We start from the raw sequence: 15,934 nt of genomic DNA, 5'->3' as shown, positions 1-15,934 counted from the left end.
GCTTTGCGAAAAGCTGCTAGACGAGTTTGACGACGGAACTGTGACAGTCAATCGTCTTGATCAGGGATTTCTTGAATGTCCCCTGCATTACCAATTTTTTCAAGCACTTCGGCCGCAAGCGACCGGCTGATCCGCGTGTGGCGGGCGAGCGCCAGACGGTCCATCTCCTCCACGACCCGATGGGCGGTTTCGAGCGATCGCTCCATGCGGGCGACGAGGTAGGCGATCAGTCGTTCATCGGGAAAAAGCTGGCGATCGGCAAATAGCTTCATCAGCACCTGGCCGAGAAGATCGTCGTCCGGCTCGCTCGTCTCCACGACGGTGACCGCCTTCAGGCGCGAGGCAAGATCCGGCAGTGCCACGCCCCAGGCGGCAGGCCGGCTGCGGGCGGTGACGAGAAGGTAGGTTCCGTTTTCGCGCACGCTGTTGATGACGTGAAACAGCGTAGTCTCGTCGAAGCCGCGACGGTCTGCGTCCTCGAACAGGACAGGGCCCCGAGCCGCGATGTCAGGCGCCTCGCTGCCCGCGTGAAGATCGATGGCGGTCGCGCCGCTCGTTCCCGCCCAGATGGCGGCCAGATGCGACTTGCCCGAGCCCGCCGGGCCGACGAGCACCACCACCGGCGACGGCCATTGCGGCCAGCCATCGACGATCGCCACCGCGCCCTCCAGAGAAGGCGAGACGAGAAGGTCGTCCCGGCTGATCTGCGGCGCGTGCCCCAGAGGCAGCGGCAACTGGTCGTCGCGGCGGGTCATGTGAGGCTATGCGGTACGTTCGGCTGGGCTTCGATGGTCGTGTGGGTCGGGGGGCTGTGGTAGACATCGCTTTCGAGGTAGCGCGCCAGCACGAAGCGCACGAGAACGCCGAGGGCTGCGGCGGCCGGGACCGCAACCAGAAGCCCGACGAAGCCGAACAGCGAGCCGAAGGCCAGAAGCGCGAACATCAGCCAAACCGGATGCAGGCCGACGCTGCTGCCCACCAGCTTGGGCTGAAGGATGTTGCCTTCGAGGAACTGGCCGGAGAAGAAGATGCAGGCGACCACGATGACCCAGAAGTAATCCGGCCAGAACTGCACCAGCGCAACGCCGACCGCCAGCACCAGACCGACCATGGAGCCGACATAGGGAATGAAGCTGATGATGCCGGCGAAGAAGCCGATGAGCAGGCCGAAATTCAGCCCGGCGACGGTGAGGAAAATGCCGTAGTAAAGGCCGAGGATGATGCAGAGCGAGCCCTGCCCGCGCACGAACCCGGCAATGGAGCTGTCCATGTCGGTCGCGATCTGGCGGACGGTGGAGAGCTGGCCACGCGGGATCCAGCTATCGACCTTGGCGACCATGCGGTCCCAGTCGAGCAGCAGATAGAAGGCGACGACCGGCGTGACGACGAAGAGCGAGATGATATCGAGCAGCGCGACGCCGGAGTTCCACAACTGCTGCACCAGCGTGCCGAGAAAGCTTGCGCCCTGCGCCATGAGGCGGGACGAATTCTCGCGGATCGCGGGCAGCTGGCTCTGCAGCCAGTCCGGCAGGATATCGGCCTGGGGGCTTGCGAGGAAATTCTGGAAGCTGGCTACGTAGTCCGGGATCTTGGTGATGAAATCCGACGCCTGCGTGAAGATGATCGGGATGATCAGCACCAGCGACAGGGCGAAGACGACGATGAAGCCGACGAGAATGACGATCGTCGCCATCATCCGGCTCAAGCCCCATTTTTCCAGCCGGTCGGCGATGGGATCGAGGAAGTAGGCGAGCGCCATGCCGGCAAGGAACGGCAGGAGGATGGAGGAGAAGACCATCAGGAAGGCGATGAAGAGGACGAAGAAGACAAGCCAGAAGATCGCCTGGCGGCGAAGTCCCTTCCCGCTGAACATGGTGGCCATCTGAGGCTCCGATCGTGTTGACATCGCGGCGGCCCGTGGCGCGCTTCCAATGAGATAGGCGCGAGATAGGACGGTGCAAGGCGGCGGGTCAAGCGCCCGTGATTCGCTATCCCCGAGGGATGACTCTCGGATGACTGTGGGATCACGCCAAGATCCATGCGGGAAAAAGCCCCGCGAGAGCGCCTGCACGCTTGCACTTGCCCGCACCACATGCCAATCGCAGGGCTTGAACGGGTGCGTGGAGAGCCAAACATGAGCCAGTCGGGTAAGAACGGTCTGACCTACAGCGATGCGGGCGTCGATATCGATGCCGGAAACCTGATGGTCGAGAAGATCAAGCCGCATGTCCGCTCCACCCGCCGGCCCGGTGCCGATGGCGAGATCGGCGGCTTCGGCGGCCTGTTCGACCTGAAGGCCGCAGGCTTCACCGATCCGGTGCTGGTCGCGGCGAACGACGGCGTCGGCACCAAGCTGAAGATCGCCATCGACGCAGACAAGCACGACACCGTGGGCATCGATCTCGTGGCCATGTGCGTCAACGACCTCGTGGTGCAGGGCGCCGAGCCGCTGTTCTTCCTCGACTATTTCGCGACCGGCAAGCTCGACCCCGACCAGGGCGCGGCCATCGTCGCCGGCATTGCGGCCGGCTGCCGGGATGCGGGATGCGCGCTGATCGGCGGCGAGACAGCGGAAATGCCGGGCATGTATTCGGGCGGCGACTATGATCTCGCAGGCTTTGCCGTCGGTGCGGCCGAACGCGGCCGCCTGCTGCCGGCCGGCGATATCGCCGAGGGCGACGTGATCCTCGGCCTCGCATCTTCCGGCGTCCACTCCAACGGCTACTCGCTGGTGCGCAAGATCGTCGGGCTCTCGGGCCTTGCCTGGGATGCACCGGCCCCCTTCGATGCCGGCACCGAAGGCGCGACGCTAGCCGACGTGCTGATGACGCCGACGCGCATCTATGTGAAGCCGCTTCTGAAGGTCATCCGCGAGACCGGCGGCATCAAGGCGCTTGCCCACATCACCGGCGGTGGCTTTCCCGAGAACATTCCGCGCGTGCTCCCCAAGCACCTCGCAGCCGAAATCGACCTTGCCGCCGTCAAGGCGCCACCTGTGTTTTCCTGGCTTGCCCGCACCGGCGGCGTGGCAGCGACCGAGATGCTGCGCACCTTCAACTGCGGCGTCGGCATGATCGCCGTCGTACCGGCAGAGCTTGCCGACAGCGTGACAGCAGCGCTTGCCACCGAGGGCGAGACGGTCTTCCGCCTCGGCCGGATGATCGCCCGCGATGAGGGCGCGCCGGGCGTGGTCTATGAGGGAACGCTGGCGCTGTGAACGAGACGATCTTGAGTGAGATGGGCATGAGCGAAACGGCGTCGCGCAAGCGCGTCGTCGTCTTCATCTCCGGCGGCGGCTCCAACATGCTGGCGCTCGCGGATGCCTGTGCGGCTGAAGACTATCCGGCCGAGATCGTCGGCGTGATCTCTGACCGCGCGACCGCCGGCGGGCTGGAAAAAGCCGCCGCGCGCGGCATCCCGACCGCCGCCTTCGAGCGGCGCGACTATGCCGACAAGGCGGCGCACGAGGCTGCCATCCTCGACCATGTCGAGACGCTGCGCCCCGATCTCCTCTGCCTTGCCGGTTATATGCGGCTCCTCACGGGTGCCTTCATCAGTCGTTACGAAGGCCGTATCCTCAACATCCACCCGTCCCTCCTGCCCGAATTTCCCGGCCTGCATACGCACCAGCGCGCGCTGGATGCGGGCCGCACAGAGGCCGGATGCACGGTCCATTTCGTCACCGAAGGCATGGACGAAGGCCCGGTTATCCTGCAAACGCGGGTGCCGGTGCTTGAAGGCGATACGGCGGAAACCCTAGCGGCGCGCGTGCTGACGGTGGAGCACAAGACCTACGCGGAGGCCCTGCGGATGGTGGCGAGCGGCGACGTGCGGATGGGCGGCTGAGGTCAGCGGCAGCGCAGGGCGTTCAAGGCGCCACGGACGCCCCGGCCTTCAGGCTGTCCCGATTCATCACCGCCCATTGCAGCAGCATGATCGTCTTGCCGTCGCAGATCTCACCGGACGCGATCATAGCCATAGCGTCATCGAGACCGAGTTCCACGACTTCGATGTCCTCGTCTTCCGATGCGAGGCCACCGCCTTCCTCCACGCGGTCCTCGATATCGATGACGGCGGCGAAGCAGTGGACGATTTCGGTGACGGCGCCGGGGGACATATAGGCCTTGAAGAGCGAGCGGACGGGGCCGACGCGGTAGCCGGTTTCTTCCATCGCCTCGCGGCGGATCGCATCCTCGGGCGCATCGCCATCGAGCAGGCCGGCCGGCGTTTCGAGCATCCAGCCGGTGCCGCCATTGACGTAGGTCGGCACGCGGAACTGGCGCACGAGCACCACGACATCGCGGCGGGGATCGTAGAGCAGGATCGTTGCGCCGTTGCCGCGATCATAGGTCTCGCGCTTCAGCACTTTCGTGCGACCTTCTGCATCCGTGTAGCGGAAGGTGATGTTGCGCAGGTGGTACCAATTTTTCGAGAGCGTCTCGTCCTTGAGGATCTCGATGGTCACGGTCTCGGACTTGCTCATGCGGGTTCTGCCATTCGAAGGGCCTCGTCGCGTTTCAGCCAGATGTGGTTGTCGTGGAAAGCGGCGCCGCCATAGGGCGCGACGCTGTCGGCACCGGTCAGGACGTTGATGCCTTCGCCGTCGAGATGGGCGCCGTTCGGCCACAGGCCCTCGGCAATCACCACCCCCGGCCGCGTGCCGCCGCCGAGGCGGGCGTGGAGGCGGATCTCGCCCCTGACATTGCCGAGCCTGACGATGTCGCCATCCGCGATACCGAGGTTTGCCGCATCCGCCGCATGGATCATCACCTCCGGGCGGCCTTCCTTCTGCACCGAGCCCGGCGTTTCCGCAAAGCTCGAATTGAGGAAGGAGCGCGCCGGCGATGTCGCCAGACGGAACGGATGATCGGCGTCAGCCGACTCGATCAGATCCGCATGGTCGGGATAGACCGGAAGGCCTTCGACCGGGCCGAGCATGCCTAAGGCCGCCGGCGGTCGGTTGGGCGCGGGCGTGCCGGTCCAGTCGGCGCGGAAACGGAAGCGGCCGTCGGCATGGGCAAAGCCCTCAATGAAATGGGCCGTGGCGAAGTCCGGCTGGACATCCAGCCATTTCGCCGCCTTCAGGTGCTCGTAGCCGCTGTCGTAGTTGACGAGGATGCGGTCGATATGCTCGCGCTCGCTACGGCCGAAGCCGGGACGGTCGGCGATACCAAGGCGATTTGCGAGTTCCTCGATGACGAAGAGATTGGTGCGCACCGTTGACGGCGGCTCCACGAGCTTCGGCCCGAGCAGGATGTGCTGGTGGCCGCCGCCGCGGTAGAGGTCGTCATGCTCCAGAAACATGGTGGCCGGCAGCACGATATCGGCAAGCTTTGCCGTGTCGGTCAGGAACTGCTCGTGCACCGCGACGAAGAGGTCGTCGCGCAGGAAGCCACGCTTCACCAGACGTTGTTCGGGGGCGACGTTGACGGGATTGGTGTTCTGGATGAGGAGCGCCGTCACGGGCCCGCGATGGCGCAGCGCCTCGGCATCGCCGGTCAGCACGCGGCCGATCTGCGACTGGTCGAGCATGCGGATGTCGGGGTCCACCATGGCGGTGCCCATCAGCTCGCGCTTGTCGAAGCGGAAGATATCGTTGTTGGAATGGAACGCGCCGCCGCCCTCGTGCTTCCACGAACCGAGCACCGTCGCGATACTGGAGGCCGCGTGGATCGCCACCGCGCCGTTGCGCTGCCGGGTGAAGCCGTAGCCAAGCCGGAAATAGGTCTTCGGCGTCGTGCCGACGAGTTTCGCGAAGGCTTCGATCTCCTCGACCGACAGACCCGTGATATCAGACGCCCAGGCGGGGTCGCGGCTTTGCAGATGCGCTTCCAGTCCCTCGGGATCATCCGAATGGGTGGCGAGGTAGGCGCGGTCGGCGTACCCATCGCGAAAGGCAATGTGCATGACGGCGCAGGCGAGGGCCGCGTCCGTACCGGGGCGCACAGTCAGCGCCATATCGGCCTGCTTCATGGTGGGATTGTCGTAGATGTCGATGACGACGATCTTAGCCTTGCGCTCCTTGCGGGCGCGGATGGCGTGGGTCATCACGTTGACCTGGGTGGAGACCGCATTGGTGCCCCAGATGACGACGCAGTCCGACAGGGCCATTTCGCGCGGATCGGGACCGCGCAGCGCGCCCGTGCCCATTGTGAAGCCGGTCCAGGCGGGATTGGTGCAGATCGAATCGAAGAAGCCGGAATAGCGCTTCGCATGGCGCAGCCGCTCGATGCTGTCGCGCTGTACCTGCCCCATCGTGCCAGCATAGAAATAGGGCCAGACGGCTTCCGAGCCGTGCCGCGCTTCCGCCTTCAGGAAGGCCTCGGCGATCTCATCGAGGGCTGCGTCCCAGGAGATTTCCCGGAAATCGCCCTCGCCCTTGGCGCCGATACGGCGCTGCGGCACGAGCAGACGGCCGGGATGGTAGATGCGCTCGGAATAGCGCGCCACCTTGGCGCAGATGACGCCGGCGGTGTAGCTGTTGGCCGAGGCGCCGCGCAGCCGGCCGATCCGGCCGTCCGGGGTCAGGTCCACCTCCAGCGCGCAGGCCGAGGGACAGTCGTGCGGACAGACGGAGTGTCCGACAGCGTTTCCCGTTTTGATGGGGTTTTCCGCTTTGATAGGGGTCGCAAGGTTCATGTCTTTTCTATAGGACATCGCAAAAGCGGCTTAAAGCGCTTTGCCCTTTGCATCTCAACATTTCATCAAGGCGATCACCAGAGATCATGAATTATCGGCACATCTACCATGCGGGCAATTTCGCCGACGTGCTGAAGCATGCGGTGCTCGCCCGTCTCGTCACCTATTTGAAGCAGAAGGACAAGGCCTTTCGCGTGCTGGACACCCATGCCGGCATCGGGCTCTACGACCTTTCCAGCGAGGAAGCGCAGAAGACCGGGGAATGGCGCGACGGCATCGGCCGGCTGCTGGCAGACCCATTGCCGTCCGCGGTCGCGCCGATTCTTGCGCCCTATCTGGAGGCCATCGCGGCGCTGAACCCCGAAGGCGGGATGACGCACTATCCGGGCTCGCCGAAGCTGACGCGCCTGCTGATGCGGCCGCAGGACCGGCTGTCGGCCATGGAGCTGCACCCCGACGACTACGAGACCCTGCACCGGCTGTTCGACGGCGACTACCAGAGCCGCATCACCGAACTCGACGGCTGGCTGGCGCTCGGCGCGCATCTGCCGCCGAAGGAGAAGCGCGGGCTGGTGCTGGTCGATCCGCCTTTCGAAGAGCCCGGCGAATACGAGCGGCTGGAAAAGGGTCTCGCCAAGGCCTATCGCCGCTTTCCCGGCGGCACGTTCTGCCTCTGGTATCCGCTGAAGCAGGGGGCGCCGATCGCCGAATTCCACGAGAGTCTGACGGCGCTGAACATTCCCAAGATGCTCTGCTGCGAGCTGACGGTGAAAAGCGATCGCGGCACCACCGGCCTGACCGGCACGGGCCTTGTCATCGTCAACCCGCCCTTCACGCTGAAGGGTGAGCTGGACGTGCTGCTGCCCTTCCTCAAGGATCGCCTGAAGCAGGACCGCTTCGCCTCCGCCCGCGCGATCTGGCTGCGGGGCGAGGCGCGCGATCTTCCAGACGACGAGGACGAGGCCTGATCGGGCAACGACTTCGCCTCGCCCGGCTTGACGCGATGCACCCGGCCGACGCAATCTCGCGCAGCGCAACGAAGCGCTAAGGGACAGAACGGGAGACGACGATGACGAAGGATCTCCCCATCCCGGCCAGTGCCCCCTTGTGCCGGCCCACGCATAGGGTCTCGGCGTGATCCACCTGCCTCTTTTCTCCCCAGCGCGGGTCACGGCAGCGCTCTTCGCAAGCCTTCTCTTGTCGGCCTGTGGCGACGAGCCACCGCAGAAGCAAGCCACGGCCACGCCACCTATCCTTCAGCAGGTGCCAAAACCACCAGCAGAGTCATCGTCGCCGTCGCCCAAAAAGACACCGCCGGCCGCGTCTCGAAACGTACCGATGGGCAGCGGGTTCGATTTCTACGTTCTTTCCCTCTCCTGGTCGCCGACCTGGTGTGCGGAGAACGACCGCGCGGGCAAGACCGCGCAGTGCAATGGCGACCGGACATACGGCTTCATCGTCCACGGCCTGTGGCCACAGAACGAGCGGGGCTTTCCGTCCTTCTGCCCGTCGCGCGACAGCGACCGGGTGCCCGACGCGCTCGGCCGCGGTCTGTTCGACATCATCCCCTCCATGGGCCTGATCGGGCATCAGTGGCGCAAGCACGGCACGTGTTCGGGGCTGGACCAGCGCGCCTATTTCTCCGTGCTGCGGGCGGCGCGTGACCGTGTTCGCATTCCCGCAAGCATCGAGAATGCCGATGCGCGGCGCCGGATGAGCCCGGCCACCATCGAGACGGCGCTTGCCGAGGCCAATCCCGGACTGACGCCACAGGGCGTCGCCGTGACCTGCGGCGACGACAAGCTCGACGAGATCCGCATCTGCTTCACTCGCGACCTTGCCTTCCGTGCCTGCAGCGAGGTCGATCGTGGCGGCTGCCGGGCGCGGGACCTGACCATCCCCGCTGCGACCAGACCATGACGGGCGCGACAGCCATCACATCCCGAACCCTATACCGAAGACGAATGGTGCTCCCATGAAGATCCTCTATTCCCCCGCTTCCCCCTACTCCACCAAGGTGCGCATGGCGGCGCATTATGCCGGCCTGCCGGCCGAGAGCGTACTGACGGACACGAATTCCAACCCGCCGGACCTGATCGCCAGCAACCCGCTCGGCAAGATCCCGACGCTGGTGCTCGACAGCGGTCAGGCCATCTTCGACAGCAGCGTCATCATGCATTTCATCGATCGCGAGACGAAGGGCGTGCTCTATCCGCGCAACCCGGAAAAACGGGTGCAGGCCGAGGTGCTGGAGGCACTATGCGACGGCATCTGCGACAGCCTGCTCGCCATCGTCTATGAGAAGCGCTTCCATCCGCCGGAAAAGGTGCATGAGCCGTGGATCGAACGCCAATGGCAGAAGGTCGAGCGGGCGCTCGACTATCTCGACGCCAACATGCCGAAGACCGGGACGAAGCTCCACGCCGGCCATTTCGCGCTCGCCGCCACACTGCGCTACATCGAACTGCGCTTTGCCGGCGAATGGCAGAAAGGTCGTTCTAAGCTGAAGAACTGGCCGGAAAAGTTCGAAAAGCATTTTCCGGATTACAAGCTGTTCAAGGCTTGATGCGGGTGTCGAGAAAGGCGTCGCCGCTGCCGGCGACACCTTTCTCATTCAGGTCAAGAGACCTGATCAGCTTTCTTCCTGGAACACTGCTTCGCGCTTGGCCTTGATGCTCGGCAGGAAGACCACGACGAGGACGGCGGCGGCCAGCAGGAGGAGGCCGGCGCTGATGGGGCGGGTGACGAAGGTGGACGGGTCGCCGCGCGAGAGGATCATGGCGCGGCGCAGGTTTTCCTCCAGCAGCGGGCCGAGCACGAAGCCGAGCAGCAGAGGTGCCGGCTCGCAGCGCAGCTTGACGAGGAGATAGCCGGCGATGCCGAAGAAGGCGACGGCATAGAGGTCGTAGACGTTGGCGTTGACGCTGTAGACCCCGATGGCACAGAAGGCCATGATGATGGGGAACAGCACGTAGTAGGGCACTGTCAGGAGCTTTACCCAGAGGCCGATGAGCGGCAGGTTGAGTACGACCAGCATCAGGTTGCCGATCCACATGGAGGCAATGATGCCCCAGAACAGAGCCGGCTGTTCGACGGCGACGTTCGGGCCGGGAACGATGCCCTGGATGATCATCGCGCCGACCATGAGCGCCATGACCGGGTTTGCCGGAATGCCGAGCGTGAGCAGCGGGATGAATGAGGTCTGGGCACCGGCATTGTTGGCCGATTCCGGACCGGCGACGCCGGCGATGGCACCCTTGCCGAACTCTTCCGGGTGCTTGGAAATGCGCTTTTCGACCGTGTAGGAGGCGAAGGCCGCAAGGATGGCGCCGCCGCCGGGCAGGATGCCGAGTGCGGAGCCGATGCCGGTGCCGCGCAGGACCGGGCCGACCATCTGGCGGAAATCGTCTCGCGTCGGCATGAGCCCGGTGACCTTGCTGATCAGCACGGTGCGCGTCATCTCGTTTTCGAGATTGCGCAGGATTTCGGCGACACCGAAGACGCCGACGGCCACGGCGACGAAGTTCAGCCCGTCGGCATATTCGCGGATGCCGAGCGTGAAGCGCGGCGTGCCGGTGTAGATATCCGTGCCGACGAGGCCAAGCAGCAGACCGAGCGAGACCATGGCCAGCGCCTTGACGATGGAGCCATGGGCCAGCGCGATCGAGGACACGAGGCCGACGACCATCAGCGAGAAATATTCCGCGGCACCGAACTTCAGGGCGACGGCGGTCAGCGGCGGGGCGAAGATGGCGACGAGGAAGGTGGAGACGGTGCCGGCAAAGAAGGAGCCGAGGGCCGCGATGGCGAGCGCCGCGCCCGCCCTGCCCTTGCGCGCCATCTGGTAGCCATCGATGGCCGTGACGGCCGAGGAGGATTCACCCGGCATGTTGATGAGGATGGCGGTGGTGGAGCCGCCATATTGCGCGCCGTAATAGATGCCGGCGAGCATGATCAGCGAGGAGACCGGCTCCAGCTGGAAGGTGATCGGCAGGAGCATGGCGATGGTGGCCGTCGCACCGATGCCGGGGAGGACGCCGATGAGCGTACCGAGGAGCACGCCGATGAGGCAGAAGAGAAGGTTTTCCGGCGTGCCGGCCGTCGCGAAACCCAGCGCGAGATTGCTGAAGAGATCCATGGTCGAAGATCCTTAAAACCGCAGCCAGGGGCCGAAGCGTTCGAACGGAAGGCCCAGCGCATAGCTGAAGACGGCGACGGAGAAGAGCGTGATGGCGATCGACAGAATGATCGCGCCCACCAGCTTCATGCGCTGCGAGGCGAAGGACGCGATGAAGGCGGCGATGAACAGCGACGGCACGAAACCGAGGCCCCGGACCGTGAGGCCAAAGACGATGGGTGCGGCAAGGATGAAGAGCATGCCGCGCCAGGCTAAAGGCTCGATCGGCTCGCTCTGCGTGCGGGTCGCCTGAAAGAGGATAACGAGGCCGAGGCCGGTCAGGAACAGCGCGAGGACCAGCGGGAAATAGCCCGGGCCCATGCGAAACGTCGTGCCCAGTTCGAGCGACAGCGACTGCGCCACGAAGAAGAGGCCGAGGGCGATGAACAGGATGCCGCAGAGGGCATTCGTCCGGTCGAGACTAAGTGGTTTCATGGTCGTTCCCCAATGAGTCGAAGCGCAATCGGCCTTTCGGCTTCATGCGGTCGTTGATGCTTGTGTCGGCCGGTCGGCGCGCGCGATCAGGCGTTTCCCCCGTTATCTCCCCGGTTGCGGCAGCCCCTCACCCTAGCCCTCTCCCCGCCTGCAGGGAGAGGGGACCTGCCTCGCTCGACGCTTGACCAAGAGGCTGCCGCGCATGCCCTTCGCCCCGCTTGCGGGGAGAAGGTGCCGGCAGGCGGATGAGGGGCAGCCTGCAAACCGCAGCCTGCATCCCGGTCCGTCGATCTGGCCTCAATCAGTCGGCGTACTGGCCGGCCTTTTCGATGATCGGCTTCCAGCGGGCGATCTCGCCTTCGAGCTTGGCCTTGAGGGCAGCGGGCGTCGCATCGGCGTCCGACGAGGGCTTGGTGCCGAGTTCGGCGAAGCGGGCGGCGACGTTCTCGTCTTTCAGGGCCTTCTGAAGCGCGCCTTCCAGCTTGGCGATGGCTTCCGGCGGCGTGCCCTTGGGCGTGTAGACGCCGTGCCAGATGCCGACCTCGAAGCCCGGCAGACCACCTTCGACGGCCGTCGGCAGGTCGGGGAAGATGTCGAGGCGGGCCGGCGACGTCACGGCGAAGGCCTTGATCGTGCCGCCCTGGATCTGCTTCGTCGTGTTGGTGGTCTGGTCGCACATGATATCGACCTGGCCGCCGAGAAGATCGGTCATTGCCGGGCCGGTGCCCTTGTAGGGCACGGTGACGAGCGATGTTTCGATGGCGCTCATGAACAGCATGCCGCAGAGGTGGGAGGCCGCCCCAATGCCGGCATTGGCAACCGTCACGGTATCCTTGTTGCCCTTGGCGTATTCGACGAGGCTCTTGAGGTCGGTCGGCTCCAGATCCTTGCGCGCGACGATGGTCATCGGCACTTCGGTGACGAGGCCGACATAATCGAAGGCGTTCAGCGTGTCATAGGCGAGCTTGCGGTAGAGCGTGGCGCTGGTGGCCATGCCGATGTGGTGCAGGAGCACGGTGTAGCCATCGGCCTCGGCGCTCGCGACACGGCCGGCACCGAGCGTGCCGCCGGCACCGCCGACATTTTCCACGATGACCTGCTGGCCGAGATCCTTCGACATGGATTCGGCAACGAGGCGCGCGACCGTATCCGTCGGCCCGCCAGCGGCGAAGGGCACGACCATGGTGATGGTCCGCTCCGGATAGTCCGCCTGCGCGGCGCCTGCGAAAACGGTTGCGGCAAGCGCTGTGGCTGCCAGAAGCGACGAGAAACGCGTCATGATGTCCTCCCGAGACGTGATCAGCATGCCGGCAGGGCTCCTCCTCTGCCGGTCATGGAATGGACGCGAGTGTCCCGTTCAGGCGGAGGTGTGCAACCGGTTATTGGAGGCGTCGCGCTGCGGGACGACGCTTTTGCGGCGCACCATGGGTGGAAACGGCCCCCTTACCATTTGCGATGGGTGGAAACCGACACATGAGCCCCTCATTCCGGTCCTTCATCGAAGGTGGCGCGCTTGTCGAGGCCGTACTTCTGCATCTTTTCGTAAAGCGTCTTGCGGGAGATTCCGAGCTCCTCATAGACCGGGCGGAGGGCGCCACTGTGCACGGCAAGTGTCCGGGCGATCAGCCCCCGCTCGAAGGCGGCGACGCGGGGTGCGAGCTTGCTCTCTTCCTCCCGATCGTCCGTCGCAGGCTCGAGGCCGCGGGCGTCGAGGCCGAGCACGAGGCGATCGGCGGCGTTGCGCAGCTCGCGGACATTGCCCGGCCAGCGCCGGTGGGCGACCTCAGAGACGATGGCGGGCGGCACATCCATATCCTCGCGGCCGTAGCGGGCGGAGGCCTCGCGCACGAGCTGGAGGAAGAGCAGCGGAATATCGGCGGCGCGCTGGGCGAGCGACGGCACATGCAGCGTGACGACGTTGAGGCGATAGAACAGATCGGCGCGGAAGCGGCCGGCCGCCACTTCCGCCTCCAGATCGACCTTGCTGGTGGCGACGAAGCGGACATCGAGCGGCACGGTCTCGTTGGAGCCGAGACGCGTGATCGTACGCTCCTGCAGGACCCGCAGAAACTTCGCCTGAAGCTCGATCGGCATGGAGCCGATCTCGTCCAGCAGGATGGTGCCGCCGCGGGCATGCTCGAACTTGCCGTAGCGGGCGCGAATCGCACCCGGAAAGGCGCCGGCCTCGTGGCCGAAGAGTTCGCTTTCGATCAGCGTTTCCGGCAAGGCGGCGCAGTTTATGGCGATGAAGGGGCGGTTGGCGCGGGCGCTGATATCGTGCAGCGCGCGGGCGGCGACCTCCTTGCCAGCACCGGTCTCCCCGATGATCAGCGTATCCGCATCGGTGGCACCGATGGCGCGCAGGCGGTAGCGCAAATCGACCATGACGGGCGTCCGTCCGGGCATGCGCGCCTCAATGTCGTCGCGCTTGCCGGCGACCGCGCGGAGGCGGCGGTTTTCGAGCACGAGGCCGCGCCGGTCGCGGGCGCGGCGGATGATGCCGGCGAGCGCCTGTACGCCGAAGGGCTTCTCCATGAAATCATAGGCCCCTTCCCGCATCGCCTTGACGGCCAGTTGCACGTCGCCATGGCCGGTGACGAGGATGACGGGGATTTCGTGGTCTATCTCGCGGATGCGCTGCAGCAGCGTCATGCCGTCCATGCCGCGCATGCGGATATCGCTGACGACGACGCCGGCAAAGCCGTAGCCGACGCGGGCGAGCACGTCTTCGGCGGCGGCGAAGGTCTCGACGGTCAGGTCCTGAAGCTCGAGCGCCTGCGCCGTCGAGCGACGCAGCTCCTCTTCGTCATCGACCAGAAGAACGGTTGCCGCTTCGCTCGTCATTCGGCTGCCTCGCGTCTGCTGTCCATGCGGTCGAGTTCGATGCGGAACATCGCGCCGCCCTCGGGGTGATTTTCCACGGAAAGGCGGCCGCCGAAATCCTTGACGATATTGTAGGAAATGGAGAGGCCGAGGCCGAGCCCCTTGCCGACGCCCTTGGTGGTGAAGAACGGATCGAAGATGCGCTCGGCGATCGCCTTGGGAATGCCCGCCCCGGCGTCGCGGATGGTGATCGCCACGCGGTCGCCTGTCGTCGTCGCGGTGACGGTGATGCGCCTGTCCTCAAGGCCCTCCACCGCATCCGCCGCATTGGAGATGATGTTGACCAGCACCTGCTGCAGGCGCACGGAACCGGCGCGCACAAGCGGCGCGGGCTCGCCGAGCGCCACGACCAGCTCGGCATCGGCCGAGGCAAGGCGGGCCGAGACGATCTCCAGCGTGTCGCGCAGCACGTCGTCCAGTGCCACCGGCCCCAGCTTCTCGTTGGGCTTGCGGGCGAAATTGCGCAGGTGGCGGCTGATGGAGGCCATGCGGTCGATGAGGTTGGAAATGCGCCGCAGATTGTCCTTGGCCTCGTCGATCCGGTTGCGCTCGATCAGCAGCGAGGCGCTGTCGGCATAGGTCTTGGCGGCGGCGAGCGGCTGGTTGAACTCGTGCGAGAGGGCCGCCGACATCTGTCCGAGGCCGGCGAGCTTGCCGGCCTGCACCAGATCGGCCTGGGTGCTGCGCAGTTGGGCGTTGAGGTCGGCAAGGTCGGCCGTGCGTTCCTCGACGCGCCGTTCGAGTTCAGCCTTCGCCTCGACCTGCATCTGCATGCGCTCGTTGCGGCGCGCGTGCCGCTGGAGGAGGACGGCGAGGCTGAGGCCGGCAAGGCAGAGGAACAGAAACACGGCGGCAACCGCGACATGGGTCTGCGAGCGCACCCAGCTCATGTCCATCAGCACCCGAACGGTCCAGTCGGCATCGCTGACATATTCGGAGAGCACGAGATAATCTCGCGTGGCGCCGCGTGTGGGAATCGACATCAACGTGTGGTCGCCGATGCGCGATCTGACGACGCCGAGGTCCTTGAGGTCGGCCTCGGCATAGCGCCGCGAGGCTTCGGTGCGGCGGAGGCGTTCGGGCGTCAGGGCCAAGATGCTGGCGTAGAGCCATTCCGGATTGCTGGTCATGAAGATCACGCCTTCCGGATCGGACACGAAGATCTCATATTCGCCGCCCCGCCAGGACGCCTCGATCATGTCGATATCGACCTTGAAGACGATGACGCCGGCGACCCTGCCGTCGATGTCGATGGGTGCCGCGAAGAAATAGCCGCGCTTGAACGACGTCGTGCCGCGGGCATAGAAGCGCGAGCGCTTGCCCTCCGCCGCCTGGCGGAAATAGGGGCGATAGCTGAAGTTCTCCCCGACGAAGCTCGTCGCCCGGTCGTAATTGCTGGCGGCGATGGTCTCGCCGTCCCGGGTCATGACGTAGATGTCGGAGGAGCGCAGGAGACCGTTGATTTCCTTTAGATAGTGATTGGCGCTGTCGCGCAGGGTCTGATCCCCGGGGTTGGAGATGAGCCGGCGGATATCGTCGTGATCGGCAATCAGCGCCGGCAAGGCTTCATAACGGCGGAGATGGCCCGACAAGGCAGCGACCGCGAGGCGCAGAGCCGTTCCCGCCTGCAGCGAGGCCTCAGCCATGAAGCGGCGACTGGCATAGGCGTTGCCCCAGACGGCAAGGCCTGTGGCGGCGATGACGACCAGCACCACCGGCACGACCAGACTGTGGCGCAGGCTCCTCAGCATCTCCTCGCATTCCTCCCCAACGCATCCCCCTCGCCCGTGCTTGCAGTCC

At 65.3% G+C, this 15,934-nt stretch carries 14 protein-coding genes; 5 read left to right on the top strand and 9 right to left on the bottom strand.

What is annotated here, in order from left to right:
- Window positions 1-47: 47 nt before the first annotated feature.
- Together hdaA and G8E10_RS04600 are read right to left on the bottom strand one after the other, a co-directional pair.
- A complete protein-coding gene (gene hdaA / locus G8E10_RS04605; RefSeq protein WP_167127406.1) occupies window positions 48-755 on the bottom strand; it encodes a DnaA regulatory inactivator HdaA in 708 nt (235 codons plus the stop codon).
- Window positions 752-1,882 carry an AI-2E family transporter gene (locus G8E10_RS04600; protein WP_110799610.1) on the bottom strand — a complete coding sequence of 377 codons (1,131 nt, stop codon included), beginning with the start codon at window positions 1,880-1,882 and terminating at the stop codon, window positions 752-754. The genes hdaA and G8E10_RS04600 overlap by 4 nt, the downstream gene beginning before the upstream one ends.
- Before the next feature lie 252 nt (window positions 1,883-2,134).
- On the opposite strand from G8E10_RS04600, the gene purM reads away from it, so the two are divergent.
- Window positions 2,135-3,217 (top strand): phosphoribosylformylglycinamidine cyclo-ligase, encoded by a 1,083-nt coding sequence (gene purM / locus G8E10_RS04595; RefSeq protein WP_132446922.1) that lies wholly within the window; start codon window positions 2,135-2,137, stop codon window positions 3,215-3,217.
- Window positions 3,218-3,243: 26 nt separating this feature from the next.
- Window positions 3,244-3,846: a phosphoribosylglycinamide formyltransferase gene (purN, locus tag G8E10_RS04590; RefSeq protein ID WP_167127403.1), complete on the top strand. Its 603-nt coding sequence runs from the start codon at window positions 3,244-3,246 to the stop codon at window positions 3,844-3,846.
- 22 nt (window positions 3,847-3,868) lie between these two features.
- Here the strand turns inward: purN and G8E10_RS04585 are convergent, their stop codons facing one another.
- Both G8E10_RS04585 and G8E10_RS04580 read right to left on the bottom strand, forming a co-directional pair.
- The gene (locus G8E10_RS04585) at window positions 3,869-4,483 is read right to left on the bottom strand and encodes an NUDIX domain-containing protein (protein ID WP_167127400.1); all 615 of its coding nucleotides are present in this window, start codon (window positions 4,481-4,483) and stop codon (window positions 3,869-3,871) included.
- Entirely contained in the window at window positions 4,480-6,657 is a 2,178-nt protein-coding gene (locus G8E10_RS04580; protein WP_167127397.1) for a molybdopterin-containing oxidoreductase family protein, read from the bottom strand. The genes G8E10_RS04585 and G8E10_RS04580 overlap by 4 nt, the downstream gene beginning before the upstream one ends.
- Before the next feature lie 68 nt (window positions 6,658-6,725).
- Here G8E10_RS04580 and G8E10_RS04575 point away from each other — a divergent pair, with 68 nt between their 5' ends.
- From G8E10_RS04575 to G8E10_RS04565, 3 genes are all read left to right on the top strand, one after another.
- Window positions 6,726-7,607 (top strand): 23S rRNA (adenine(2030)-N(6))-methyltransferase RlmJ, encoded by an 882-nt coding sequence (locus G8E10_RS04575; protein WP_110726415.1) that lies wholly within the window; start codon window positions 6,726-6,728, stop codon window positions 7,605-7,607.
- Window positions 7,608-7,977: 370 nt separating this feature from the next.
- Entirely contained in the window at window positions 7,978-8,559 is a 582-nt protein-coding gene (locus tag G8E10_RS04570) for a ribonuclease T2 family protein (protein WP_167127394.1), read from the top strand.
- Window positions 8,560-8,614: 55 nt separating this feature from the next.
- Window positions 8,615-9,205: a glutathione S-transferase gene (locus tag G8E10_RS04565; RefSeq protein WP_110799617.1), complete on the top strand. Its 591-nt coding sequence runs from the start codon at window positions 8,615-8,617 to the stop codon at window positions 9,203-9,205.
- A gap of 66 nt (window positions 9,206-9,271) precedes the next feature.
- Here the strand turns inward: G8E10_RS04565 and G8E10_RS04560 are convergent, their stop codons facing one another.
- The 5 genes from G8E10_RS04560 to G8E10_RS04540 form a co-directional block, all read right to left on the bottom strand.
- Complete coding sequence (locus G8E10_RS04560; protein WP_110726418.1) at window positions 9,272-10,777, bottom strand: tripartite tricarboxylate transporter permease; 1,506 nt, start codon at window positions 10,775-10,777, stop codon at window positions 9,272-9,274.
- Window positions 10,778-10,789: 12 nt separating this feature from the next.
- Window positions 10,790-11,251: a tripartite tricarboxylate transporter TctB family protein gene (locus G8E10_RS04555; RefSeq protein ID WP_132712963.1), complete on the bottom strand. Its 462-nt coding sequence runs from the start codon at window positions 11,249-11,251 to the stop codon at window positions 10,790-10,792.
- A gap of 301 nt (window positions 11,252-11,552) precedes the next feature.
- Entirely contained in the window at window positions 11,553-12,530 is a 978-nt protein-coding gene (locus G8E10_RS04550) for a tripartite tricarboxylate transporter substrate-binding protein (RefSeq protein WP_167128001.1), read from the bottom strand.
- A 203-nt stretch (window positions 12,531-12,733) separates the two neighbouring features.
- Window positions 12,734-14,095 (bottom strand): sigma-54-dependent transcriptional regulator, encoded by a 1,362-nt coding sequence (locus G8E10_RS04545; protein ID WP_167127391.1) that lies wholly within the window; start codon window positions 14,093-14,095, stop codon window positions 12,734-12,736.
- Window positions 14,092-15,885 (bottom strand): sensor histidine kinase, encoded by a 1,794-nt coding sequence (locus G8E10_RS04540; protein ID WP_167127387.1) that lies wholly within the window; start codon window positions 15,883-15,885, stop codon window positions 14,092-14,094. Before G8E10_RS04540 ends, G8E10_RS04545 begins: the two co-directional genes overlap by 4 nt.
- Between the last annotated feature and the right edge of the window lie 49 nt (window positions 15,886-15,934).

Origin of the sequence: Ferranicluibacter rubi (assembly GCF_011603255.1) — a bacterium.
Lineage (GTDB): Bacteria > Pseudomonadota > Alphaproteobacteria > Rhizobiales > Rhizobiaceae > Ferranicluibacter > Ferranicluibacter rubi.
This window is presented reverse-complemented; position numbering and strand designations above follow the sequence as displayed.